The 19,935-nt window shown below is 57.5% G+C and carries 20 protein-coding genes; 8 read left to right on the top strand and 12 right to left on the bottom strand.

Annotation, left to right across the window (positions count from 1 at the left end):
* The first annotated feature begins 114 nt into the window (after positions 1-114).
* Positions 115-621: a hypothetical protein gene (locus CFB02_RS16785; RefSeq protein ID WP_008173338.1), complete on the top strand. Its 507-nt coding sequence runs from the start codon at positions 115-117 to the stop codon at positions 619-621.
* A gap of 2 nt (positions 622-623) precedes the next feature.
* Here CFB02_RS16785 and CFB02_RS16790 read toward each other — a convergent pair whose 3' ends face one another.
* On the bottom strand, positions 624-1,412 hold the full coding sequence (locus tag CFB02_RS16790) for a secretin N-terminal domain-containing protein (RefSeq protein ID WP_088558920.1): 789 nt from the start codon (positions 1,410-1,412) through the stop codon (positions 624-626).
* A 361-nt stretch (positions 1,413-1,773) separates the two neighbouring features.
* Between CFB02_RS16790 and CFB02_RS16795 the strand changes: the two genes are divergently transcribed.
* On the top strand, positions 1,774-2,826 hold the full coding sequence (locus CFB02_RS16795; RefSeq protein WP_088558921.1) for a 3-deoxy-7-phosphoheptulonate synthase: 1,053 nt from the start codon (positions 1,774-1,776) through the stop codon (positions 2,824-2,826).
* Here the strand turns inward: CFB02_RS16795 and CFB02_RS16800 are convergent.
* On the bottom strand, positions 2,771-3,442 hold the full coding sequence (locus CFB02_RS16800; protein ID WP_088558922.1) for a LysE family translocator: 672 nt from the start codon (positions 3,440-3,442) through the stop codon (positions 2,771-2,773). The genes CFB02_RS16795 and CFB02_RS16800 overlap by 56 nt on opposite strands.
* Positions 3,443-3,616: 174 nt before the next feature.
* On the opposite strand from CFB02_RS16800, the gene CFB02_RS16805 reads away from it, so the two are divergent.
* Positions 3,617-5,059, top strand: coding sequence for a dihydrolipoyl dehydrogenase (locus CFB02_RS16805; RefSeq protein ID WP_088558923.1), 1,443 nt, complete (start codon positions 3,617-3,619; stop codon positions 5,057-5,059).
* 18 nt (positions 5,060-5,077) lie between these two features.
* Here CFB02_RS16805 and CFB02_RS16810 read toward each other — a convergent pair whose 3' ends face one another.
* Positions 5,078-5,353: a DUF2061 domain-containing protein gene (locus tag CFB02_RS16810; protein WP_172835840.1), complete on the bottom strand. Its 276-nt coding sequence runs from the start codon at positions 5,351-5,353 to the stop codon at positions 5,078-5,080.
* Between the two features lie 229 nt (positions 5,354-5,582).
* Between CFB02_RS16810 and CFB02_RS16815 the strand changes: the two genes are divergently transcribed.
* Both CFB02_RS16815 and CFB02_RS16820 read left to right on the top strand, forming a co-directional pair.
* Positions 5,583-6,056: a Dps family protein gene (locus CFB02_RS16815; RefSeq protein ID WP_014578457.1), complete on the top strand. Its 474-nt coding sequence runs from the start codon at positions 5,583-5,585 to the stop codon at positions 6,054-6,056.
* Between the two features lie 157 nt (positions 6,057-6,213).
* Positions 6,214-7,938 carry a choice-of-anchor I family protein gene (locus CFB02_RS16820; protein ID WP_088558924.1) on the top strand — a complete coding sequence of 575 codons (1,725 nt, stop codon included), beginning with the start codon at positions 6,214-6,216 and terminating at the stop codon, positions 7,936-7,938.
* Positions 7,939-8,001: 63 nt separating this feature from the next.
* Here the strand turns inward: CFB02_RS16820 and CFB02_RS16825 are convergent, their stop codons facing one another.
* The 6 genes from CFB02_RS16825 to CFB02_RS16850 form a co-directional block, all read right to left on the bottom strand.
* Positions 8,002-9,126: an NAD(P)/FAD-dependent oxidoreductase gene (locus CFB02_RS16825; RefSeq protein ID WP_088558925.1), complete on the bottom strand. Its 1,125-nt coding sequence runs from the start codon at positions 9,124-9,126 to the stop codon at positions 8,002-8,004.
* Positions 9,126-10,439 carry an SAM-dependent methyltransferase gene (locus tag CFB02_RS16830; RefSeq protein WP_088558926.1) on the bottom strand — a complete coding sequence of 438 codons (1,314 nt, stop codon included), beginning with the start codon at positions 10,437-10,439 and terminating at the stop codon, positions 9,126-9,128. Before CFB02_RS16830 ends, CFB02_RS16825 begins: the two co-directional genes overlap by 1 nt.
* A 223-nt stretch (positions 10,440-10,662) precedes the next feature.
* The gene (locus CFB02_RS16835) at positions 10,663-11,958 is read right to left on the bottom strand and encodes a TRAP transporter large permease (protein ID WP_088558927.1); all 1,296 of its coding nucleotides are present in this window, start codon (positions 11,956-11,958) and stop codon (positions 10,663-10,665) included.
* The gene (locus tag CFB02_RS16840; RefSeq protein ID WP_088558928.1) at positions 11,955-12,500 is read right to left on the bottom strand and encodes a TRAP transporter small permease subunit; all 546 of its coding nucleotides are present in this window, start codon (positions 12,498-12,500) and stop codon (positions 11,955-11,957) included. Before CFB02_RS16840 ends, CFB02_RS16835 begins: the two co-directional genes overlap by 4 nt.
* A gap of 102 nt (positions 12,501-12,602) precedes the next feature.
* On the bottom strand, positions 12,603-13,679 hold the full coding sequence (locus tag CFB02_RS16845) for a TRAP transporter substrate-binding protein (RefSeq protein WP_088558929.1): 1,077 nt from the start codon (positions 13,677-13,679) through the stop codon (positions 12,603-12,605).
* A gap of 147 nt (positions 13,680-13,826) precedes the next feature.
* Positions 13,827-14,285: an ATPase gene (locus CFB02_RS16850; protein WP_088558930.1), complete on the bottom strand. Its 459-nt coding sequence runs from the start codon at positions 14,283-14,285 to the stop codon at positions 13,827-13,829.
* Between the two features lie 118 nt (positions 14,286-14,403).
* Between CFB02_RS16850 and CFB02_RS16855 the strand changes: the two genes are divergently transcribed.
* Positions 14,404-15,471 (top strand): beta-N-acetylglucosaminidase domain-containing protein, encoded by a 1,068-nt coding sequence (locus CFB02_RS16855; protein ID WP_088558931.1) that lies wholly within the window; start codon positions 14,404-14,406, stop codon positions 15,469-15,471.
* 9 nt (positions 15,472-15,480) lie between these two features.
* Here CFB02_RS16855 and CFB02_RS16860 read toward each other — a convergent pair whose 3' ends face one another.
* Positions 15,481-16,191, bottom strand: coding sequence for an SIMPL domain-containing protein (locus CFB02_RS16860; RefSeq protein ID WP_088558932.1), 711 nt, complete (start codon positions 16,189-16,191; stop codon positions 15,481-15,483).
* A gap of 116 nt (positions 16,192-16,307) precedes the next feature.
* On the opposite strand from CFB02_RS16860, the gene CFB02_RS16865 reads away from it, so the two are divergent.
* Complete coding sequence (locus CFB02_RS16865) at positions 16,308-16,841, top strand: macro domain-containing protein (protein WP_088558933.1); 534 nt, start codon at positions 16,308-16,310, stop codon at positions 16,839-16,841.
* A gap of 9 nt (positions 16,842-16,850) precedes the next feature.
* Here CFB02_RS16865 and CFB02_RS16870 read toward each other — a convergent pair whose 3' ends face one another.
* Together CFB02_RS16870 and CFB02_RS16875 are read right to left on the bottom strand one after the other, a co-directional pair.
* Positions 16,851-17,795 carry a ChaN family lipoprotein gene (locus CFB02_RS16870; RefSeq protein ID WP_088559286.1) on the bottom strand — a complete coding sequence of 315 codons (945 nt, stop codon included), beginning with the start codon at positions 17,793-17,795 and terminating at the stop codon, positions 16,851-16,853.
* 88 nt (positions 17,796-17,883) lie between these two features.
* Positions 17,884-18,063, bottom strand: coding sequence for a CopG family transcriptional regulator (locus tag CFB02_RS16875; RefSeq protein WP_088558934.1), 180 nt, complete (start codon positions 18,061-18,063; stop codon positions 17,884-17,886).
* A gap of 112 nt (positions 18,064-18,175) precedes the next feature.
* Between CFB02_RS16875 and dauA the strand changes: the two genes are divergently transcribed.
* A complete protein-coding gene (gene dauA / locus CFB02_RS16880) occupies positions 18,176-19,924 on the top strand; it encodes a C4-dicarboxylic acid transporter DauA (protein WP_088558935.1) in 1,749 nt (582 codons plus the stop codon).
* Positions 19,925-19,935 lie beyond the last annotated feature (11 nt).

The raw sequence follows: 19,935 nt of genomic DNA on the forward strand, positions 1-19,935 counted from the left end.
GATTTGACAGATATCATGGTCGTTTTCTTGGCGGGGGCTTTTCCGCGCAGGGCACTGGTAATGTAACGGGCGACAGTGACAGAATTACGACGGTATTCAGGGTGAGGATCAACCATGCAGTGGATTCTGGGAATCGCGTTGGCAGCTGCCGTGTTTGTGATTCTGAAACAATGGGGTGCGTTGTCCGCCGAAAAGAAGAAGGCGGCCACCTGGAAAGTTATCTTGGTCGTGGGCGGCGCACTGCTGGTGTTTATGGTGCTAACGGGCCGGATCCATGTGCTTACAGCGGCGGTGGCGGCCGTTATTCCGCTGTTGCGCAAACTCCCCGCCTTGTTGAAGTTTGCCCCTGAAATCAACCGGTTCATGGGGTCGAAACAGCGGGAAGACGGGCATGCGCAGGGGAACGATCACGCTGGTCCGGGCGCTGATCTGGTCGGCCAGATGTCAGAGCGCGAAGCCTGCGATATCCTCGGCGTGAAAGCCGGTTGTGCCGAGGAGGACATCGTGATGGCCCACCGCCGGCTCATGCAGAAACTGCACCCGGATCGCGGCGGGAACGACTACCTGGCGGCCAAGCTGAACGAAGCCAAGCAGGTCTTGCTGGGCAAGCGCCACGCCTGATATCAGGGCAGAACGTCGACCCGCACTTCAAAACTCCGGTTCTCGGACCGACTGCTGTTCACCTGATAGGTAATGCTACTGCGCTCCTGGGTTGATCGGGTTGCGGTGCTTCCCAATGTTACCCACTGTCCCGGCTCCACACGCCGGATGGTGACCACCGCCTCCGTTTCGTAGCCGTCCAGGTTTGCCGGTTCTTCCTCGAAGGAAACAATGCTCAGTTCGACCGCCTGATCGGAAATAACCTGGGGGCTGACCAGAAAGCCACTGCGCGTTTCGACCTGCTGTAGAAAGGCAGCAGGATTTCGGCCACCACGAACAGCGACGGGGATTGTCCGGACCTGGCCCGAGGTGATGTGCGCCGACTGGCCATCCTGCATGATTACTGATCGTTCCTGAGCGCTGCCGGTACTGGTAACGCGACGCTCTGCGGATATTCCTGCCTGACCGTTCGACGCGGAGATGCCGGCACCTGAGCGCTTGCCGCCGCTGTCCGTTCTGGAGCGAACGGTGATCCGAACCTGGACTGGCGCTACATCCAACGTTTCGACAAGCCGTCCGATTTCCTCCAGCAAGGGCGGTTCGCCGCGCACCACCAGTTGTTGCCCCCTCGCAGTCACGGTTACCGGCGAGCCCTGATAGAGCTCGCGAATCTGCACCGCCACATCGTCGCCCGGCCTGTTATTGAGCTGATAGGTGCGGGTCTCGGCCTGGGCCAAAACCTGGCTGGAGATCAGCCCGAGCAAGAACGCCAGGGCCAGCTGCAGAGGGTATCGTCGGACAAAATAGACCATTGATTGCTCCCAACCCTGATGTCGGTGGTGAAAAAAACTCCGGCACGCGGGTTGCCAAGGTGAAAACCGGGGGTATATATTGAAAAGCATGAAGACGACACACGCGACCTGTCAATTGAATGTTTTGCAAGCTTTCGGCGCCAAGCCGGCGGCTGCAGTCGCTGCTGTGTTTTTCTGGTGGTTTGGTTATGGCTTTTATTTTAGCCACAGCCGGGGCCGCCCATAGGATCTTCATCGAACGAATAACGAGGAAGGCAGCCCGGCAGAAACCCCAGGCTGCCACCGGACTCGAAAAGCCCCGACTGGTAGCCCACCAGCCGGGGCTTTTTTGATTCTGACGCAGGGAAACGGAAGCACTGACATGAATATGTCCTTGAACACTGAACTGACACACCAGGTAGTCGGATCACCGGTCACCCACCGGGAAGAAGTGGTTCTGCCAACGCCGGCGGAGCTCAAGCTTCAGATGCCGGCCAGCGACGACATTGTCCGGCAGGTCGACAAACACCGGCAGGCAATCCGGCAGATTCTGCAGGGCAGCGACACGAGAACGCTGATCGTCATGGGGCCCTGCTCCATCCACGATGAGGTGGCCGCACTGGAATACGGGGAAAAGCTGAAAGCGCTGGCGGATGAAGTCAGTGACCGCTTCCTTATCGTTATGCGGGCCTACCTGGAAAAGCCCCGGACCACGGTGGGCTGGAAAGGGCTCCTGTACGATCCCGAGCGCACGGGTGCAGGCGATCTGCATGAAGGGCTGCGTCGCTCACGCCGCCTGCTGCTCAATCTGGCTGCTATGGGGCTGCCACTGGCCACCGAAGCCCTGAGCCCGTTCGCCATGGATTACCTCGGGGATCTGGTGAGCTGGACGGCTATTGGTGCCCGAACTACCGAGTCGCAGGTGCATCGGGAGATGGTCAGTGGGCTACCCATGCCGACCGGCTTCAAGAATGGCACCGATGGTGGTATCGCCGTCGCCACCAACGCCATGAAATCGGCTTCCCATCCCCATCATCATCTTGGGGTTTCGGCAACAGGCGCGCCGGTCATGATTACCACTCGGGGCAATCCCGACACCCATCTGGTGTTGCGCGGTGGCCGCGGTATCACCAATTACGATGCGTCCAGCATTGAGCAGGCTGTGGGCGCCCTGGCAGAGGCAGGATTGTCCGCAGCCGTCATGGTGGACTGCAGTCACGACAACGCCTGCAAGGAGTCAGAGCGACAGCTGGATATTGCCCAGGACGTGATGGCGCAGCGCCGCGCCGGTAACCACCATATTCGGGGTCTGATGCTGGAAAGCTTTCTGGAGCCGGGGCGTCAGGACGACGGCGAAGATCTGCGCTACGGCTGTTCGATCACCGATCCGTGTCTGGGATGGGCGCAGACGGAGGCTCTGATCCGCTCACTGTAGACAGCAGTAGCTGTCCGGCGAGCAACAGGAGAACGCCGCCCATCAGCCGGTCCAGCCAGTGCCCGAATCGGTTAAACCCGCGGCGGACGCGGGGCAGGGTAAAGAAAATGGCAACCATGGCGAACCAGAGTGCCGTGGCCAGGGCCATGTAAATGCCATAGCCGGCCTGGAGCGCAATGGGTGTGCCTGGGCTGATCACAACAGAGAAAAGGGACACAAAGAACAGCGTTGCCTTGGGGTTCAACGCGTTGGTCAGGAAGCCCAATCGCAGGGCTGCGATACCGGACTGTCCACCCGTCGGATGCTGTTCCACATGAATGCCGCCGGCCCTTGCCCGCAGGCACTGGACAGCAATCCAGGCAAGGTAAAGTGCCCCGAGCACCTTGAGAACATTAAAGAGCATGATCGATTGCTGGATCAGCAGACCAATGCCCAGCAGGGAATAACAGACATGCACCAGGATGCCCCCGCCGATACCAATGGCGCTTAGCAGCGCGTTTCGCCGGGTCTGGCACAGAGCCTGTCTGAGCATCACGGCAAAGTCCGGCCCGGGACTGGCCACTGCCAGCAGGTGGACAAAGGCTACCGTCAGAAATTCCGGCCAGTAACTCTGCATCTTCCCAATTCCTCCGTTGAGACGTCCGTTGCCTGAAAAGTCTGACAGCATAGGCGGAATCGGTGCGTTTTTCATCGTGTGGGTGAAACTTGTCACGGCTTCTATACTTGGGGCACAGCCGTCCCAATCTTCCCTGTTCCCGATTCCGGGAATGCCCTGTCAGGAGACCCTTGTATGGAAAAGCGAACCGTAGACGTTGCCATTATCGGAGCTGGAACCGCCGGTATGGTGGCTTACCAGCGTGTGCGCAAAGTAACCGACAAGGTTGTGCTGATCGAAGGCGGCCATTATGGAACCACCTGCGCCAGAGTCGGGTGTATGCCGAGCAAGTTGTTGATCGCGGCCGCTGACAACGCTCATCAGATGCAGCTTGGTGAGCTTTTCGGCGTGTCTGCCGGGGATATCAGGATCGACGGAAAGCGGCTGATGGAAAGGGTGCGAAGCGAACGGGACCGCTTTGTTGCTTCGGTGATTGATTCGGTCGAGAAGTTTCCGGATGCGCATCGCATTGAAGGCCACGCCCGGTTTGCCAGCCCGAATCGTCTGGTCGTCGACGGCAATGTCGAGGTTGAGGCGGAGCGTATCATCATCGCCACAGGCTCCCGACCCAATGTTCCCGGGTTCCTGAAAGATGCCAAGGATCGGCTGGTTGTAAACGACGATATCTTCGAATGGCAGGATCTTCCCGATTCGGTGGCAGTCTTTGGCCCGGGGGTGATTGGTCTGGAGTTGGGGCAGGCCCTGAGCAGGCTGGGCGTGCGTGTCCGTATGTTCGGAGTTGGCGGTTCGGTTGGTCCTATCCAGGATGAAACTATCCGGAATTACGCGCTGAAAACGTTTAACGAAGAATTTCCTCTGGATCCGGATTCGGATGTAAAGAAGGTTGAGCGTGGTGAAGAGGGCGTTGCCATTACCTTTGAGAATGGCGACGCCGATGCAAAGACGGAAACCTTCGATTACCTGCTGGCGGCTACCGGGCGTCGTCCTAACGTCGATGGGCTGGATATCCAGAACGCCGGTATTGAGCTGGATAAAAAGGGAGCGCCCCTGTTTGATCCCCATACTCTGCGCTGTGGCCAGAGCCACATATTTATTGCAGGCGATGCCAATAACAGTCTGCCGCTGTTGCATGAGGCAGCTGACGAGGGCCGGATCGCGGGCGATAACGCTGGGTCATACCCGGATGTGCGAACCGGGCTTCGCCGCACGCCGTTGGCCGTGGTCTTCACCGATCCGCAGATTGCGACGGTGGGGTTGACGATTCACCAGGTTGATGAGCGCTGCCGCGGCTGCTTCGCCGTTGGGGAGGTGTCCTTCGAGGATCAGGGCCGCAGTCGGGTGATCGGCAAAAACAAGGGCCTGTTGAGGGTATACGGTGAGCATGGTAGTGGGCTGTTTATGGGAGCGGAGATGTTTGGCCCGGCGGCGGAACACATTGCCCATCTGCTCGCCTGGTCTGCCCAGCGAAGACTGACCGTCACCGAAATGCTGGAAATGCCGTTTTACCACCCGGTCATTGAGGAAGGGCTGAGGACTGCGCTAAAAGACCTGAATCGCAACCTGAATATCGGTCCAGCGCCAGAGGAGGGTTGCACCGATTGCGGGCCGGGCATCTGAACCGGCCCTTGATCGGGATCAACAGGTGTGAGGCTGGGTGTGGGTTAGAGTTCCAGCTGTCGCCTTTGCATTCCTCAGGCGCCTGGCCCAGATCTTTTCATGGAAGAAATAGGCAACCGTGTTAATTGCCGGCTCCACCATGGCGATCAGGCTTCCGATGAGGATGTCGCCGGTGAGAAGGTAAGCCACGGTAAAGGCGACAGTAAAATGGGTGAGGGCGAACGTTACCGTCTTGATCAGCGACTGATCGCCATTCGTGCCATGGTTGTGTACGAACAGTTTTAACGCGCTCATGGTTCTCTCCGGTTTCGTTCTTGGATGTTTACATTTAACGCCGGTTGAGAATGATTGTTAAATGAATTGTGTTGAGAATTTCGATAGCTTTGAGCTATCTTTTTTGGGGTTTGCATAGCGCTATGCAACGCCCCTATCGCCGAGATTAGCAAACTAAACTTCCCGACGTCTGGCGATCGGGCGTATAGTTTTAGCCAGACTGAAGTCATAACTGCCAAGGAGATGCATTATGGGTAAGAATTTTATTGGGCTTGATACCGAGAAAACAGCAAAGCTTGCGGATTCCCTGAATGATCTGCTGTCCAACTATCAGATCTTTTATATGAATGTTCGCGGCTATCACTGGAACATCAAAGGCGACAACTTCTTTGAGCTGCATGTAAAGTTCGAGGAGCTTTACGACGATCTGCTACTCAAGATCGACGAGATCGCAGAGCGGGTTCTGACGCTCGGCCACCGCCCGGCTCATGCCTACAGTACCTACATAGAGCGTTCGGAAGTGCCGGAGCGAAAAGATGTTTCCGACGGCAAGGAAGCGATGGACAATATCGTCGAAAGCTTTGCCAAGCTGATCGGCAAACAACGGACACTGCTCAGTCTGGCCGGTGAGGCGGACGACGAGGGTACCGTTGCCCTTATGAGCGACTATATCTCCCAGCAAGAGAAGACGGTGTGGATGTATCGCAGCTACCTCGGTCACTGAGCCGAGTGCGCTGAATGAATGGCGACCCTGCGGGGTCGCCATTTTTTTGTCGCTGCAATTCGTTTGTCATCAGATTGTCTTCTGTCTGACGCAGTTATGTCACCTTACCTCAATAAAGTGTGTCGTGAATCAACACACTTTAAAAGACGAGGCGAATATGGAACTGCGTAAATCCCTCCTTGGTACCGCCATACTGGCATCGGTTCTCGGCCTTGCCGGCTGTGACGGCGACGACGGCACAGACGGTGCACCTGGCACCAGTCAGACGCTCATTGAGCTGAATGTGGTGGGCTCCTATCAGGCGGAAGGAGAGGTTTTTGACGAGAGTGCTGCCGAGATTGTCGCCCACGACCCCTCGAATCAGCGACTATTCGTAGTGAATGCCCTCGCCAGTACGATCGATGTGCTCGATATAAATGATCCAGCGATGCCTGTGAAACTGAGCACGATTGACGCCACAGCTGAGGGTGCTGCTGCAAATAGCGTCGCGGTTTATGGTGATCTTGTGGCAGTGGCCATTGAAGCCGAGAACAAGCAGGCAAATGGCAAGGTTGTGTTCTACAACAGCACGGACCTCAACAAAGTTGGTGAAGTTGTGGTTGGCGCGCTGCCCGACATGGTGACCTTCACGCGGGATGGCATGAAAGTGCTGGTTGCCAACGAAGGCGAGCCGAGTGACGACTATAGCGTAGATCCTGAAGGCTCTGTCAGCATTATTGATCTGTCCAACGGCGTAGCGTCTGCCACCGTGACCACCGCCGATTTCACCGGTTTCAATGCTGACCAGGCCGACCTGGTAACCGCGGGCCTGCGGGTCTTCGGCCCAGGCGCCACACTGGCCCAGGACATGGAGCCGGAATACATAGCCGTATCCATCGACAACACCAAAGCCTGGGTAGCCCTGCAGGAAAATAACGCCGTGGCCGAACTGGACATCGCTGCCGGTGAAATCACGGCCATCGTGCCGCTTGGCTTCAAGGACCACAGCATCATCGGCAACGAACTGGACGCCAGCAACCGTGACAGCGGTATCAACATTCGCAACTGGCCAGTGAAAGGCATGTACATGCCCGACGCCATCGCAAGCTACGGCTACAACGGTAAAACCTACTACATCACCGCCAACGAGGGCGATTCGCGGGATTACGATGGCTGGACCGAAGAATTCCGCATGGCCGACCTGACCTTGAACCCAGCCGGTGAGCTGGCGGCCATAACCAATCTGTTGGAAGACGAAAACCTGGGTCGTCTCAACACCACCTCCACCATGGGCATCAGCAACGGCTGTGACCCATCACAGCTGCCCGCTGAACTTGGCGACCTGAACGGTGACACCAATGTGGACGTGGACGACGTCAAGTTATACGTGGAAAACAGCTGCGAATACGACACCCTGTACAGCTACGGGGCGCGCTCATTCAGTATCTGGAGCGCTGACGGCCAGCGTGTTTTCGACAGCGGCAGCGAATTCGAACGAGTCACCGCTAGCCTGATCCCCGACAACTTCAACGGCAACAATGACGAAAATTCCTTCGACAATCGATCGGACGACAAGGGCCCTGAGCCGGAGGCGGTGGCCGTAGGCATAATCAATGGCCAGACTTTCGCGTTTATTGGATTGGAGCGAGTTGGCGGCATCATGGTCTACAACGTTACTAATCCCCAGAATCCAGAGTTCGTCCAATATCTGAATAATCGAGATTTTTCGGTATCCCAGGCGGATCTGGAGGCGGGTATGGCCGGTGATCTTGGACCGGAAGGCCTGGCGTTCATTTCTGCGGATGAAAGCCCCAGCGGTAAGCCAATGCTGGCGATTGGCAACGAAGTGAGCGGCACCACTACGCTGTACAGCATCGACGTGATTGAACTGACTGCAAACTGAGTTCTGACCCTGAAAGAAACCCGGAAGCATCATGATAGGTGCTCCCGGGTTTTGCTTTACGCCTCAGACAGCCACTTTCAACGGTGGCACCTCCTGGTGCAGGAACCACTTCTCTGTAACCACCTTGCGGGTAAACCAGTGTGAGCGCATCAGGCTGCTGGCCAGAGGCATCTTGACCCAGTCAGGAACCTGCCAGCCCTGGTCCGGCTCGGAGGCGCGAGTGCCGAAGCGTTCGGCAATGGCATCACCGTAAATCTGCAGGGAGGAGGCTGAGTAGTCGGTGGCCTCGCGGATCACATCGGCGGCCAGAAGGGCGGATTCGATCGCCGGCCTGATACCCTCGCCACTCTGGGTGTAGGCGAGGCCGGCGGCGTCGCCAATCAGCATCACACCGTCGTCCACCAGGGGTCTGTCGGCATGAGTGTAGAGCAGATAGGCGTGGCCCTTGAAGCGTCCGGGCAGGTCCTGTGGAATCCGGCCGGTGGATTTCATTTCCTCAACAAACGCTTCCAGATGCCCTGTCAACTTGTGGTTGTCTTCCCGGCCGAGGCCAATATTCAGGAAATTGCCCTTACGGAAAACCCAGGCATAGCCCTTCAGGTCCCGACAGAACCATAGCTCGGGCGTATCGCCCCGGGCCAGGCAGGCTGAAGCCTGGTCCGGTGTCATTTCAAATTCAACCTCTTTGGCCGCCACAACGGTTTCATGGCCCCCGGGGCCATCCCCCAGCAATCGCGCTACCGGGCAGAAGTGACCGCCGGCACCGACAATAAGAGGCGCTTCCCAGGTGTCATTGACGACCCAGTTGCCCTCTTTACGCACGATGGATTTGACCGGCGTGGCCAGCTGTTTCGGAGCGTTGACGCGGCTGAGCAGGTAGTTGTCAAACTCACACCGGCGAATACCATAGCTGACTACGTCGCCGTGATCGTTCTCCACGGCCGGCTGGCCCATCATCCCGATGCGAAACCGCCGGATGGGTTGCAGGGTTCGGCCGCGCGAGTATTCCTCCGGGTCAATTTTCAGAGTCTCCATCACGGCAGGCGTAACCCAGCCTGCGCAGGTTTTGTCCCTCGGAAAGTCCTGCTTATCAATGATCAGCACTTTTTTGCCGCTGTTTTCGAGGGCGCTGGCCAGAGTGGATCCGGCAGGGCCGGCCCCAACGATGATCAGGTCGTAATAGTCCATCAGGCCTCCTCGGGTGCCGCAGGAAAGTCGTAAAGATCCCGTCTGTTCCGGGGTAGTTGGTTATTGTCGCCATGGCTGAAGACTACTTGGAACAGCTGCAGAGAACCTGCCCGGAATGCGGCGATGGAACCGGCCAGATACATGCGCCAGGCCCGGGTGAAGTGGCCGTCGTACATGGCAGTGACCTTGTCTTCGTTCTGGTTGAAGCGCTCCATCCAGTGACTCAGGGTCTGGGCGTAATGCAGGCGCAGATTCTCGACGTCCAGGACTGAAAAATCGCCGTGCTCACAGATCTGCATGAATTCGCCAATGCTCGGCGGATAGGCACCCGGGAAGATGCGTTTCTCGATCCATGCGTTCATCAGCATCGGGCGGTTGCGGCCAATGCTATGCAGCAGGGCAATGCCATCAGGCTTGAGGCTGCGTTTGATCAACTCGGACAGGGCCTTGTAATTCTCCTTGCCCACATGTTCGAGCATGCCGATGGATACGAAGGCGTCGTATTGCCCGCTGATGTTCCGGTAATCGTCCTCGATATACTCCACCAGATGATCGAGCTCCTGCTTGCGAGCTTCTTCTCGGGCAAACGCGAGCTGTTCCCTGGAAATATTGTAGGAATGGACCTTCACGCCGTAATTGCGGGCCATGTAGCGGGCCAGGCCACCCCAGCCGCAGCCGGCCTCGACCACCGTCATGCCGGGCTTTAGCCGGAGTTTGCGGCAAACGTGCTCGAGTTTGGCCAGCTGGGCCTGTTCGAGGCTCAGATCCGGCGTCTCGTAGTAGGCGCAGGTGTACTGCATTTCGGCGCTGTCCAGCCAGAGCTGATAGAACTCGTTGCCCAGATCATAGTGATGGTGAATGTTTTCCTTGGCTTCCGGGATGCCGGTGGATCTGGGGTTGTGGTTGCGCCACAGGGCCTCCAGCCATTTCGGCCACTTCTGACGCGCCTGGTGAACGGACCGGTAAAGGGTTTCCATCAGGTCCGGCAAGTCGCCTTCAACCTCCAGGCGACCGGCGCTGTAGAGGTCTCCGAACGCCAGGTTGGGATTGGTTACCAGCGCATACAGGGCTTTGGGGTCGGTCAGATGCAGGGTGAACTGCGCGAGTTGGCCCTCCGGTTCGATCACATCGCCGTTCCAGAGCCGGAAGCGCAGCGGCGGTGATCCCGCCATCCGCATGAGCTTGGCGATCAGCCAGCGCTCGTAAGTGTGTGGTGACCGATCCACGTGGGTATTTTCCAGTGGCAGGGTCAGAACGTGGTTTTTGGGTTCTTGCCCGTTGTCACGGGTTTTCTGGGCAGTGCTCTGGTTCATGGACTTCGCTCTCCCTTGATAACCTCAACATCAATGTTTTTGTCGATGCGCGCGCCAGGGTTCCCGAATACCAGTCTGAGAATCGCCGGTTGTCCGTTCAGTATAGAAAACAGTGAGATTTTGTCAGGTTGGCTGAAAATAGAGGAAAACTATTAGAGGGATAGTGAAGAGCGAAAATGGGCGGATAAAAAATGCCGGGCCCAGAGGCCCGGCATTATTCGGGTCAGTATGAGGAGCTCATACCAAACCATTCAGGGAAAATCACAATCAGCGCCAGCACGAACATCTGTATCAGGATGAAGGGCAGTACGCCTTTATAAATATCGGTCGTTCGCACTCCCGGCGGTGCGACGCCTTTGAGGTAGAACAACGAGAACCCGAACGGTGGCGTCAGGAAGCTCGTTTGCAGGTTCATGGCGATCAGGATGGCGAACCAGAGCATGTTGATGCCCAGAGCTTCCGCCACCGGGGCAAGGATCGGCACGATGATGAAAGAGATTTCAACGAAGTCGATGAAGAAACCCAGCACCAGGATGACCACCATGGCCAGAATGATGAAGCCCCATTTTTCGCCGGGCAGCTGGAGCAGCCACTCTTCCAGAAGATAGTCGCCGCCGGTGTAGCTGAACACCATGGAGAAAGCTGTAGCACCGATCAGGATCGCGAAGACCATGGCGGTCACCTTGACCGTATCCTTGGATGCATCCCATACCATCTTGAAGGAAAACTGGCGGTAGATGATGGCCAGAACCACGGCGCCAACGCCACCCAGAGCGGATGACTCGGTTGGCGTAGCAATGCCGGTGAAGATCGAGCCCAGAACCACCACAATCAATGCCAGCGGCGGGATGATCGCCAACAGCGCATTGAAGACTTCCTTTTTCCGGGAAACGCCTGGCTCATCCGGCATGGCGGGCGCGGTTTCAGGTTTCAGTCTGGTCAGCACCAGGATGTAGATGATGTAGAGCCCCACCAACACAATGCCGGGCCAGACCGCGGCCTTGAACAGATCCCCAACCGGAAGGCCAAGGACATCGCCCAGAATGATAAGGATGATGGATGGCGGCACAATTTGACCGAGGGTGCCGGATGCACAGATGGTTCCCGTGGCCAGTCTCTTGTCGTATTTATGCGCCAACATGACTGGCAGCGAGATCAGGCCCATGGCAACCACGCTGGCACCCACGACGCCGGTCGAGGCGGCCAGCAGTGCACCGACCAGAATCGTCGAGATGGCCAGGCCACCGGGCAGGCCACCAAACAGACGGCCCATGGATGTCAGCAGTTGTTCGGCTAGCCGGGTGCGCTGAAGCACCACGCCCATGAAGATAAACAGCGGCACTGCCATCAGGACGGTGTTCTGCATCACGCTCATGATGCGATAGGGCATGAAGGCAAAGAGATCCATGCCCTCAGCGAAAATTCCGAAAAACAGCGCAACGCCACCGAAGGTAAATGCAACCGGGAAGCCCAGCATCAGCATCAGCAGGGCCACACCGAACATAATCATACCGATCATGCGAGGCCTCCTGCGCTGTGCTCACCAGCATAAGCTTTTTCCCCAGACATGACCCGAATTGCATAGGTGACCATGTTGAGGCCGGCCACGGCGATGAAAAAGGCGCTGATCGGGATCACGGATTTAATGATCCATCGATGGGGAAGGCCGCCGGGATCTCCACTGCCTTCGCCCATCTGGTAGGAGTCAATCGCAAAGTCATAGCCGTAAATGCCAATCAGGTAGGCGAATGGAATGACGAAAATGATAGCTCCAACCAGATTGATCCAGGCTTTGGCTTTATTGCTCCAGCGTGTATAGAAAACGTCTACCCGAACGTGACCATCCGTGCGTAATGCGTAAGGAATGCCCAGCAGGAACACCACGGAATAGAGGTGCCATTCCATTTCCTGCATGCCGATTGAAACATTGTTAAAGGCGTAGCGGGCTACAACGTCGTAAAAAACGTTGAGTGCCATTAGTATCATCGCGACACAGGCAACCCAGCCACAGAAGGTGGACAGCCGGGCAAGCCCGTCGTCCAGTTTGATAATCCACCGCATTGATGATCCCCCGCCAGCCGAACTGGCGCTTTTATCCGTTGCTATAAACGACAAAACCGGGATCACTGCAAGAGCAATCCCGGCTCCGTTACAGCCTATATCTTACTCGACTTCGGCCATGGTGTTGAGGTAGGCGCGCTCGGAAATGTTGGTGTAAGCGCGGCTTTTCTCCAGGTAACCCTGCTGGGACTCGATGATCTTGGCAGCCATGTCGCTTTCGGCCGCTGCTTCATCAAGCAGTTTGTTATTGGCCGCGTACATCGCGTCAAAGATATCGTCCGGGAAACGCTTGATCTGGACATTCGGATGTTCTTCGCGAATGTTTGCCCAGGCTTCTGCGTTGGCGTGCTGGGAGTGGACCAGCATGTCGTAGGAAGCCGTGCGCATTGCAACACGCATGATTTCCTGCAGGTCTGCCGGAAGCTCTTCCCAAACTTTCTTGTTCACCAGGAACTGAAGCTCGGTAGCAGGCTCGTGCCAGCCGGTGTAGTAGTAGTCGGCAATCTGCTGGAAACCAAGGCGCAGATCCAGCGCCGGGCCTACCCACTCAACCGCATCAATAGTATTGCGCTCGAGGGCTGTGTAGAGCTCGCCCGGGGCAATGTTGGTCGGGTTAACGCCAACTTCTGCGAACACTTCACCGGCGAAACCGGGGATACGCATTTTCAGACCCTGAAGGTCTTCCAGCGAGTTGATTTCCTCGCGGAACCAGCCGCCCATCTGAACACCGGTGTTACCGCCCGGGAAAGACAGCATGTTGTGGGGCTCGTAGACTTCCTGCATCAGCTCCATGCCGCCGCCGTGGTAGAACCAGGCATACTGCTCCATGGCATTCATGCCGAACGGCATGCTGGTGAAGAACAGGGTCTCGGGAACCTTGCCTTTCCAGTAGTAGGATGCGGAATGGCCCATGTCGTACTGGCCAGCCTTGACCATATCGAAGATGCCAAGGGGTGCTTTGTGCTTGTTGGAAGAATCGATACGGACTTTCAGGCGTCCGTCAGACATTTTCTCGACAGTTTCGGCAAAGCGCTTGGTGGTGTCACCGAAAATCGGGAAGTTTGGCCCCCAGGTTTCTGCAAGGCGGAGTGTAAAGGTGTCTTGGGCGAGCGCTTGTGTGGAAGCAAAGGTTGTTGCCACAGCCAACACAGCCGCGGAAAGAACAGAACGGATCTTCATTGCTCTTCTATCCTCTTATCTTTTTTGTGGGTAGAGCGTCTCCCCTATTCGGGGAAAAACCACTCTCAATGCTAGTTCACGTTATCAATTATCGTTAACAAACGAAATCAAAAACCGCTTGGTGTACGACCTTGGTCGTACGGCGGATCAGATGTCGTCCATCCGGCTGATCTGGCTCGACAGGCGCATGGCCTCGTGCTCTTCGAGGGAAAGCAGATCCTCAAGCAAGGCCTTGGCCTCGGGAATCTCTGCCTTGCCAATCAGGGAATCGTAGAGATCCATTACCTGGTCGTGGAACTGGAAGATTTCCCTGGCAATATCCTGAAAGCTCATTGCCGCGTAGTGCGTGTAGGAGTCAGCACTGGCCCTGATTGGTTTGTGGTTCAGGTAGTCGTACATGCGGGTTTTGAGGGCCTTCGGATCAGCCTGCTTCTCGAATTCCCGTACGGCTTTCTCGAGGATGGTTTCGTGGCTGGAAACGTAGTCGAGGAGGGCGCTGGCTCGCTCGTCGTTGTTGAGCTTGGCGGACTCCTTCAGGCACCTTGCAAGATGCGCGTGCAGTTGCCTCGTCCATTCGATGAGATCCTCGAAGGTTTTTATTTCCATTGATTTGCACCTCGTCGGGCAGTTCGGTTGTAGTTGGCTTTACCGGTAAGTCTAGTCAAACTTGGAGGTTACAGGGTACCTGAACCGGGCCCGGGAACCAGCGGAGCGGAAATCGGCCATGGCAACGACACTCGGCATCATTGAAGGATTTTACGGCCCCATGTGGACCTGGCAGGAGCGGCGGCAACTGGTTCGCACCCTGGCGCCCCATGGTTACGGCTTTTATCTCTATGCCCCCAAGGCCGATGTTTTTCTGCGTCGGAAGTGGCAGCAGCCGCACCCGCCGGCGATGGCCGCGGAGCTGGCCGATTTCTCGCGCTTTTGTCGTAGCGAAGGCGTTCGATTTGGTGTCGGTTTGAGTCCGTTCGAAGTGTTCAACCGGTTTGACGACGAGGCCAGGGCGGCGCTGGGACAAAAACTCGCCCTGCTGGAGCGCATGGGGATCGATGAGCTGGCGATTCTGTTCGATGACATGCGGTCAGACACTCCGGACCTTGCCGGTACTCAGGCGGACATTGTGCACTGGGTCCGTGACCGCACCTCGATCAAACAGCTGAGCGTCTGTCCCAGCTATTATTCCGATGATCCGGTTCTCGACCGCGTGTTCGGAGAGCGTCCGGCGGATTATCTGGAGACGCTCGGGCGCAAGCTGGACCACTCGGTGAACGTGTTCTGGACCGGAGAGGAAGTGTGTTCCCGGGAAGTGTCGCCCGGCCATCTGAAACGTGTCGGAGATCTGCTTGGCCGCAAGCCGGTGCTCTGGGACAACTACCCAGTGAACGACGGCGACCGGATGTCGCAACATCTGCATCTGCGAGCCTTCACCGGGCGACCGGCGGCGAACGCGGCGCACCTTGCCGGCCATGGTATCAATCCGGCCCTGCAGCCAACGCTGACGGCCATCCCGGCTATCACGCTGGCGGAGTCCTATCGCCTGGGGCCCTCCTATCAGTATGGCCAGGCGTTCCGCCATGTCGCCCGCGAGGTGCTGGGCAGGGAGTTGGCAGCGCAGCTGCATTCGGATTTACTGGTGCTGCAGGACGCCGGCCTGGGCCGGATCAGTGATGAAAAGCGCCAGAGCCTTCAGCACACTTACGATGCCTTTGACCACCCTGCAGCCAACGAGATTCTGCGCTGGCTGGCGGGTGAATATCAGGTGACCGATGAGATGGTGGCCACGCAGTAGGCGGTTGGCCTAGCGAAGGTAGTATTCGACGGTTGAGACTACCCGGACGGTTTTTACCGGCTGTTGCTGCTCCATGATGCCCGGCGCCTGATCCCGGGCCAGAATCTGGAAAACGCCCTGATTGGCGCGTCGCAGCCCCCCGAGTTCTGCTTTCGCATCCTGGGCGAACTGGTCGGCAGCTTCCCGGGCCGATGCCGTGGCCTCGGCAATCATCTCCGGCTTGATGTCGTTGAGCCCGTTAAATACGTACGTCGGGCCGGACGGGCCGTAGTCCGAAGACAGCACCACTCCGGAGTCCACCAGTTCACTGACACCCTGGGCTGCCTGCCGGATTCGGTCGATGTCAGTACTGCGCACCATCAGCGTCTGGCTGATGATGAACTTCTGCTCTCCGTTGTTGGCCTGGTAGGGGTTAGCCCGGGTATCGGTGACATCCAGGCGCTGGAGTTCGACCGCATTCTGGTCAATGGCCTGTAGTTTGAGGAACGCCATGATCGCGTCCCGGCTGTTTCTGGCTCTTTCCTGGGCCTCACTCAGGGACGCACCGGTCGCGACAAAGCGGATCGGCCACAAGGCCAGATCGGCATCCACTTCCCGTTCAGCGACACCTTTAACGGTCACGTAGCGATCGCCGGTGCGCAGATCGGTCAGGCCATTGCCAATCAGGGCGGCAGAAATGATGGCACTGACGCCGAGAACCACTGAGGCGAAAAGTTTCATGGCGTGTCCCTGTATTACGTCACCGGAATGTTCCGGAAAGCGTCCGGTGTCTGGCTGCTATCCTGAGGTCATGGTCTAGATTAGCGTTTCACGCCCCAAGCGAAAAGGAAGGAAACATGACGGTTGTGAAAGTTGAGTGCATCAGAGGAAACATTGCTGAGCAGCAGGATATGGATGTGATCGTCAATGCTGCCAACGCCGAACTGTTGCCAGGGAGTGGCGTGGCAGGCGCCATACACAGCGCCGCCGGACCGGGGCTGGCAGAGGAGTGCAGGGCTCTGGCGCCGATCAGGCCGGGGCAGGCAGTCATAAGCTCGGCTCACGAGCTGCCAAACCAGCATGTAATTCACTGTCAGGGGCCGGTTTACGGGGTTGACGAGCCATCCGACCGTTTGCTGGCTGAGTGTTTCAGAAATGCCCTGTTGCTGGCAGATCGGCATAAGCTGACGTCCATCGCTTTTCCTGCCATCTCCACCGGGGTTTTCGGCTATCCACTGGAGGATGCTGCGGCAGTGGCCATGAAGGCGGTGTCTGGCACGCTGGCCGAGCTCAACTCTGTTCGCCTTGTCCGGTTTGTGCTTTTCAATGATCAGGATCTAAAGATGTTTGAGAAGGCTCTTGGGTTGGAATCGGGTCTGTCAGGCCGGTAGCCGGCCGTTTCAGTCACAGCTTTTGTCTGTCGAGCGGCGGAAGCGGGCTGTCATCGCCTCACGTTCCCGCTGGGCATCCCTGAATTCGTCGGGCAGAGGCTGGATAAAGTAGATGAAATCACCCTTGGCCCGATTATTGTCCAGGGGCGCTTCGTTGACGTCCGAAGGCCAGAACGCCGGGCTTACAACCGCAACCGAGATTTCCGGCGCGCGCTGTTTCAGAAGCGCCACGGTGCCCAGGCCATTTTCACTGTGAAAGGTGCCAGTCACGTGCAATACCTGGTGCTCCGGGTGCTCTGTCCGCGCCTGAAGAATACGCGTTGCCATGGTGTTGTCCCGGAGCAACTGGGCCTTGTAGGTGTTCTCCATTCGCTCGCTCATGGTGTCGTCTGCCTGGTGGCTGGCACCGATGGCCGCCATGAACTTTTCCCGGTATTCCGGGGTGTCCATGAAGGGGGTGGCGGGTAATTTCTGTCTCAAGGTGTCTGAAATACGGTCAAGATAGCCCGGGCCCTTGCGGCCAACGCAGCGGACCACGTCGGCCGGCGCATTGGAGGCGATCACCGGAAGGTCGTGCCGGCGTGCAAACTCCACCAATGGACGATAGGAGGCACGGTAATTGTCCCAGGCTCCGGCGTCTTCGATCATTTCCGTTTCGCCAGTCTCTCCCCGCAGATAACGGTTCAGCTCGTCCTGACGATGCAGGTTGAACTGCTCCATGCTGAGAATCTGCTCCGGCCGCAGCCGAAACAGGGCGGTCTGAAGCCGGGATTGCAGAAGGTGTGAGCCATGGTGCCCGTGGTATTCCCCGACAACCACAACATCGACGTCGGCCAGTTGCTGCGCCAGTTCTTCCGGAGTCAGCGCGGTCTTGTTTGCCGGGTTTAACAGTAGGGCATCGTACTGGGTTTGCGGTGCCGAATTCAGCGTGTCGGGGGCTTTCGATGAAGGCATGGCAGTGCATCCGTTCATAACAAACAAAGTGGCAAACAGCAGGATTGGCGCGATAGGTTTCATCATAGTCTTTACGTAATGAACCCCGTCAGGATTGCTTTTTACGGTCTTCGCGCCAGTCCGATCCCAGCCTTTCTTCTACGTATTCCCGAATGAACTGGCGCACTTTCTGGGATGGCGTCACATCTTCCTGCTTGCACAGTTCTTCAAAGGCGGCCTTTTTCTCGGGATCGATCAGCAACGTCAGGCGGGCAGTGCGGTTTTCCATTGGGTTCTTCTTTACCTCGGGTGGCTTACGATTATGTTAACCGTATTAACATTGAATGCAGATTTAATGAGCATATAATTAGTCGTTAAAAGTTGCAATTAACGAGTCACTCATGCCGCATCGTGCCCACCTTTTTTCTCTCCGGATGGCTCACGCATTCCGGGAAGCGTGTATTGATGAGCCCTACCGGGGCCGCCGTTTCCTGCGCGATGTGATGGCGGGTTTGACGGTGGGCATTATTGCCATACCCCTGGCCATGGCGTTGGCGATCGCCAGTGGTGTTGCACCCCAGTACGGCCTCTACACCGCCATTATTGCCGGGTTTGTGATCGCATTGACCGGTGGCAGCCGGTTCAGCATCTCCGGCCCCACCGCTGCTTTCGTTGTCATTCTGTACCCCATCGCCCAAAGCTATGGGCTGGGGGGGCTGCTTTTGGCCACCTTGATGTCGGGCGTTTTGCTGATTCTGATGGCTCTGATGCGACTGGGTCGTTTTATCGAGTACATTCCAGAATCGGTAACTCTGGGGTTTACCGGGGGGATCGCCGTGGTGATTGCCACCCTGCAGGTCCGGGATTTTCTGGGCCTTCAGGTTAGCGATATGCCCGAGCACTATTGGGACAAACTGGCCCTGCTGGCCGGTGCGCTGCCGGAATTTGATGGGATGAGTACCTTGGTGGCCGGTGTCACCCTTGCCTGCATGTTACTCTGGCCACGCCTGAAAACCCCGGTGCCCCCGCATCTGCCGGCGGTGGTGATCGGAAGCCTGCTTGCGCTCTGGTTGAATGCCCAGGGCGCTGCTATCGATACCATCGGTTCAAGGTTCAGTTATCTCCTGCCGGACGGCACCGAGGGAGCGGGTATTCCGCCGTTCTTGCCGGAATTCGCCTGGCCGTGGCAGCAGGCAGGGGCATCGGGCGAGCCTGTTGGGCTGTCATGGTCGCTGGTCCGGGATCTGCTGCCGGCAGCTTTTGCCATCGCCATGCTCGGGGCCATCGAGTCCCTCCTGTGCGCCGTGGTGCTTGATGGCATGACCGGCAAACGCCACAGCGCCAACAGCGAGCTCATGGGGCAGGGCCTTGGCAACATCATCACGCCGTTTTTCGGCGGCATTACCGCCACGGCCGCCATCGCCCGCTCGGCGGCCAACTACCGGGCCGGCGCCGAGTCGCCGGTCTCCGCAATGGTGCATTCGCTGGTCGTTCTGCTGGCGCTGGTTTCGCTGGCGGGTCTGCTGGCGTATCTTCCCATGCCGGCCATGGCAGCTCTGCTGGTGATGGTGGCCTGGAATATGAGTGAGGCCCCCAAGTCCCTGCATCTTCTAAAAACCGCGCCGCGCAGCGACATCCTGGTTTTTCTCACCTGCTTTTCACTGACGGTATTGCTCGACATGGTGATTGCCATTACCACCGGCGTCCTGTTGGCGGCGGTCCTGTTCATGCGGGAAATGGCCCAGATGACCCGGGTTACAGATATCACCCAGAGCAAACGGATTGCAGAATCCCGGCTGCCCGATGGCTGGCAGGTGTTCAAGATTAACGGACCCCTGTTTTTTGCCGCCGCCGACCGAATTTTCGGGGAGCTTGCAGCGCTATCCCGGAATGCCCGAGGGCTTGTCCTTTATATGGATGGCGTGACGATTCTCGACGCCGGTGGGCTGTCTGCCCTGAGCAAGCTCATTGCCACCTGTGAACGGGACGGCACACAAATCGTCATTGCCGATCTCCAGTTCCAGCCATTGAGAACCCTGGCTCGTGCCGGTGTCACGCCGGTGCCTGGCATCAGCCGTTATACTTCTTCCCTGGAAGAAGCCTTACGGCTGATTAGCAATCCCGCGCCTGAATCTGATCAGGTTTCCTAATAAAGCAGTGT

Source organism: Marinobacter sp. es.042, from assembly GCF_900188315.1.
Classification (GTDB): domain Bacteria; phylum Pseudomonadota; class Gammaproteobacteria; order Pseudomonadales; family Oleiphilaceae; genus Marinobacter.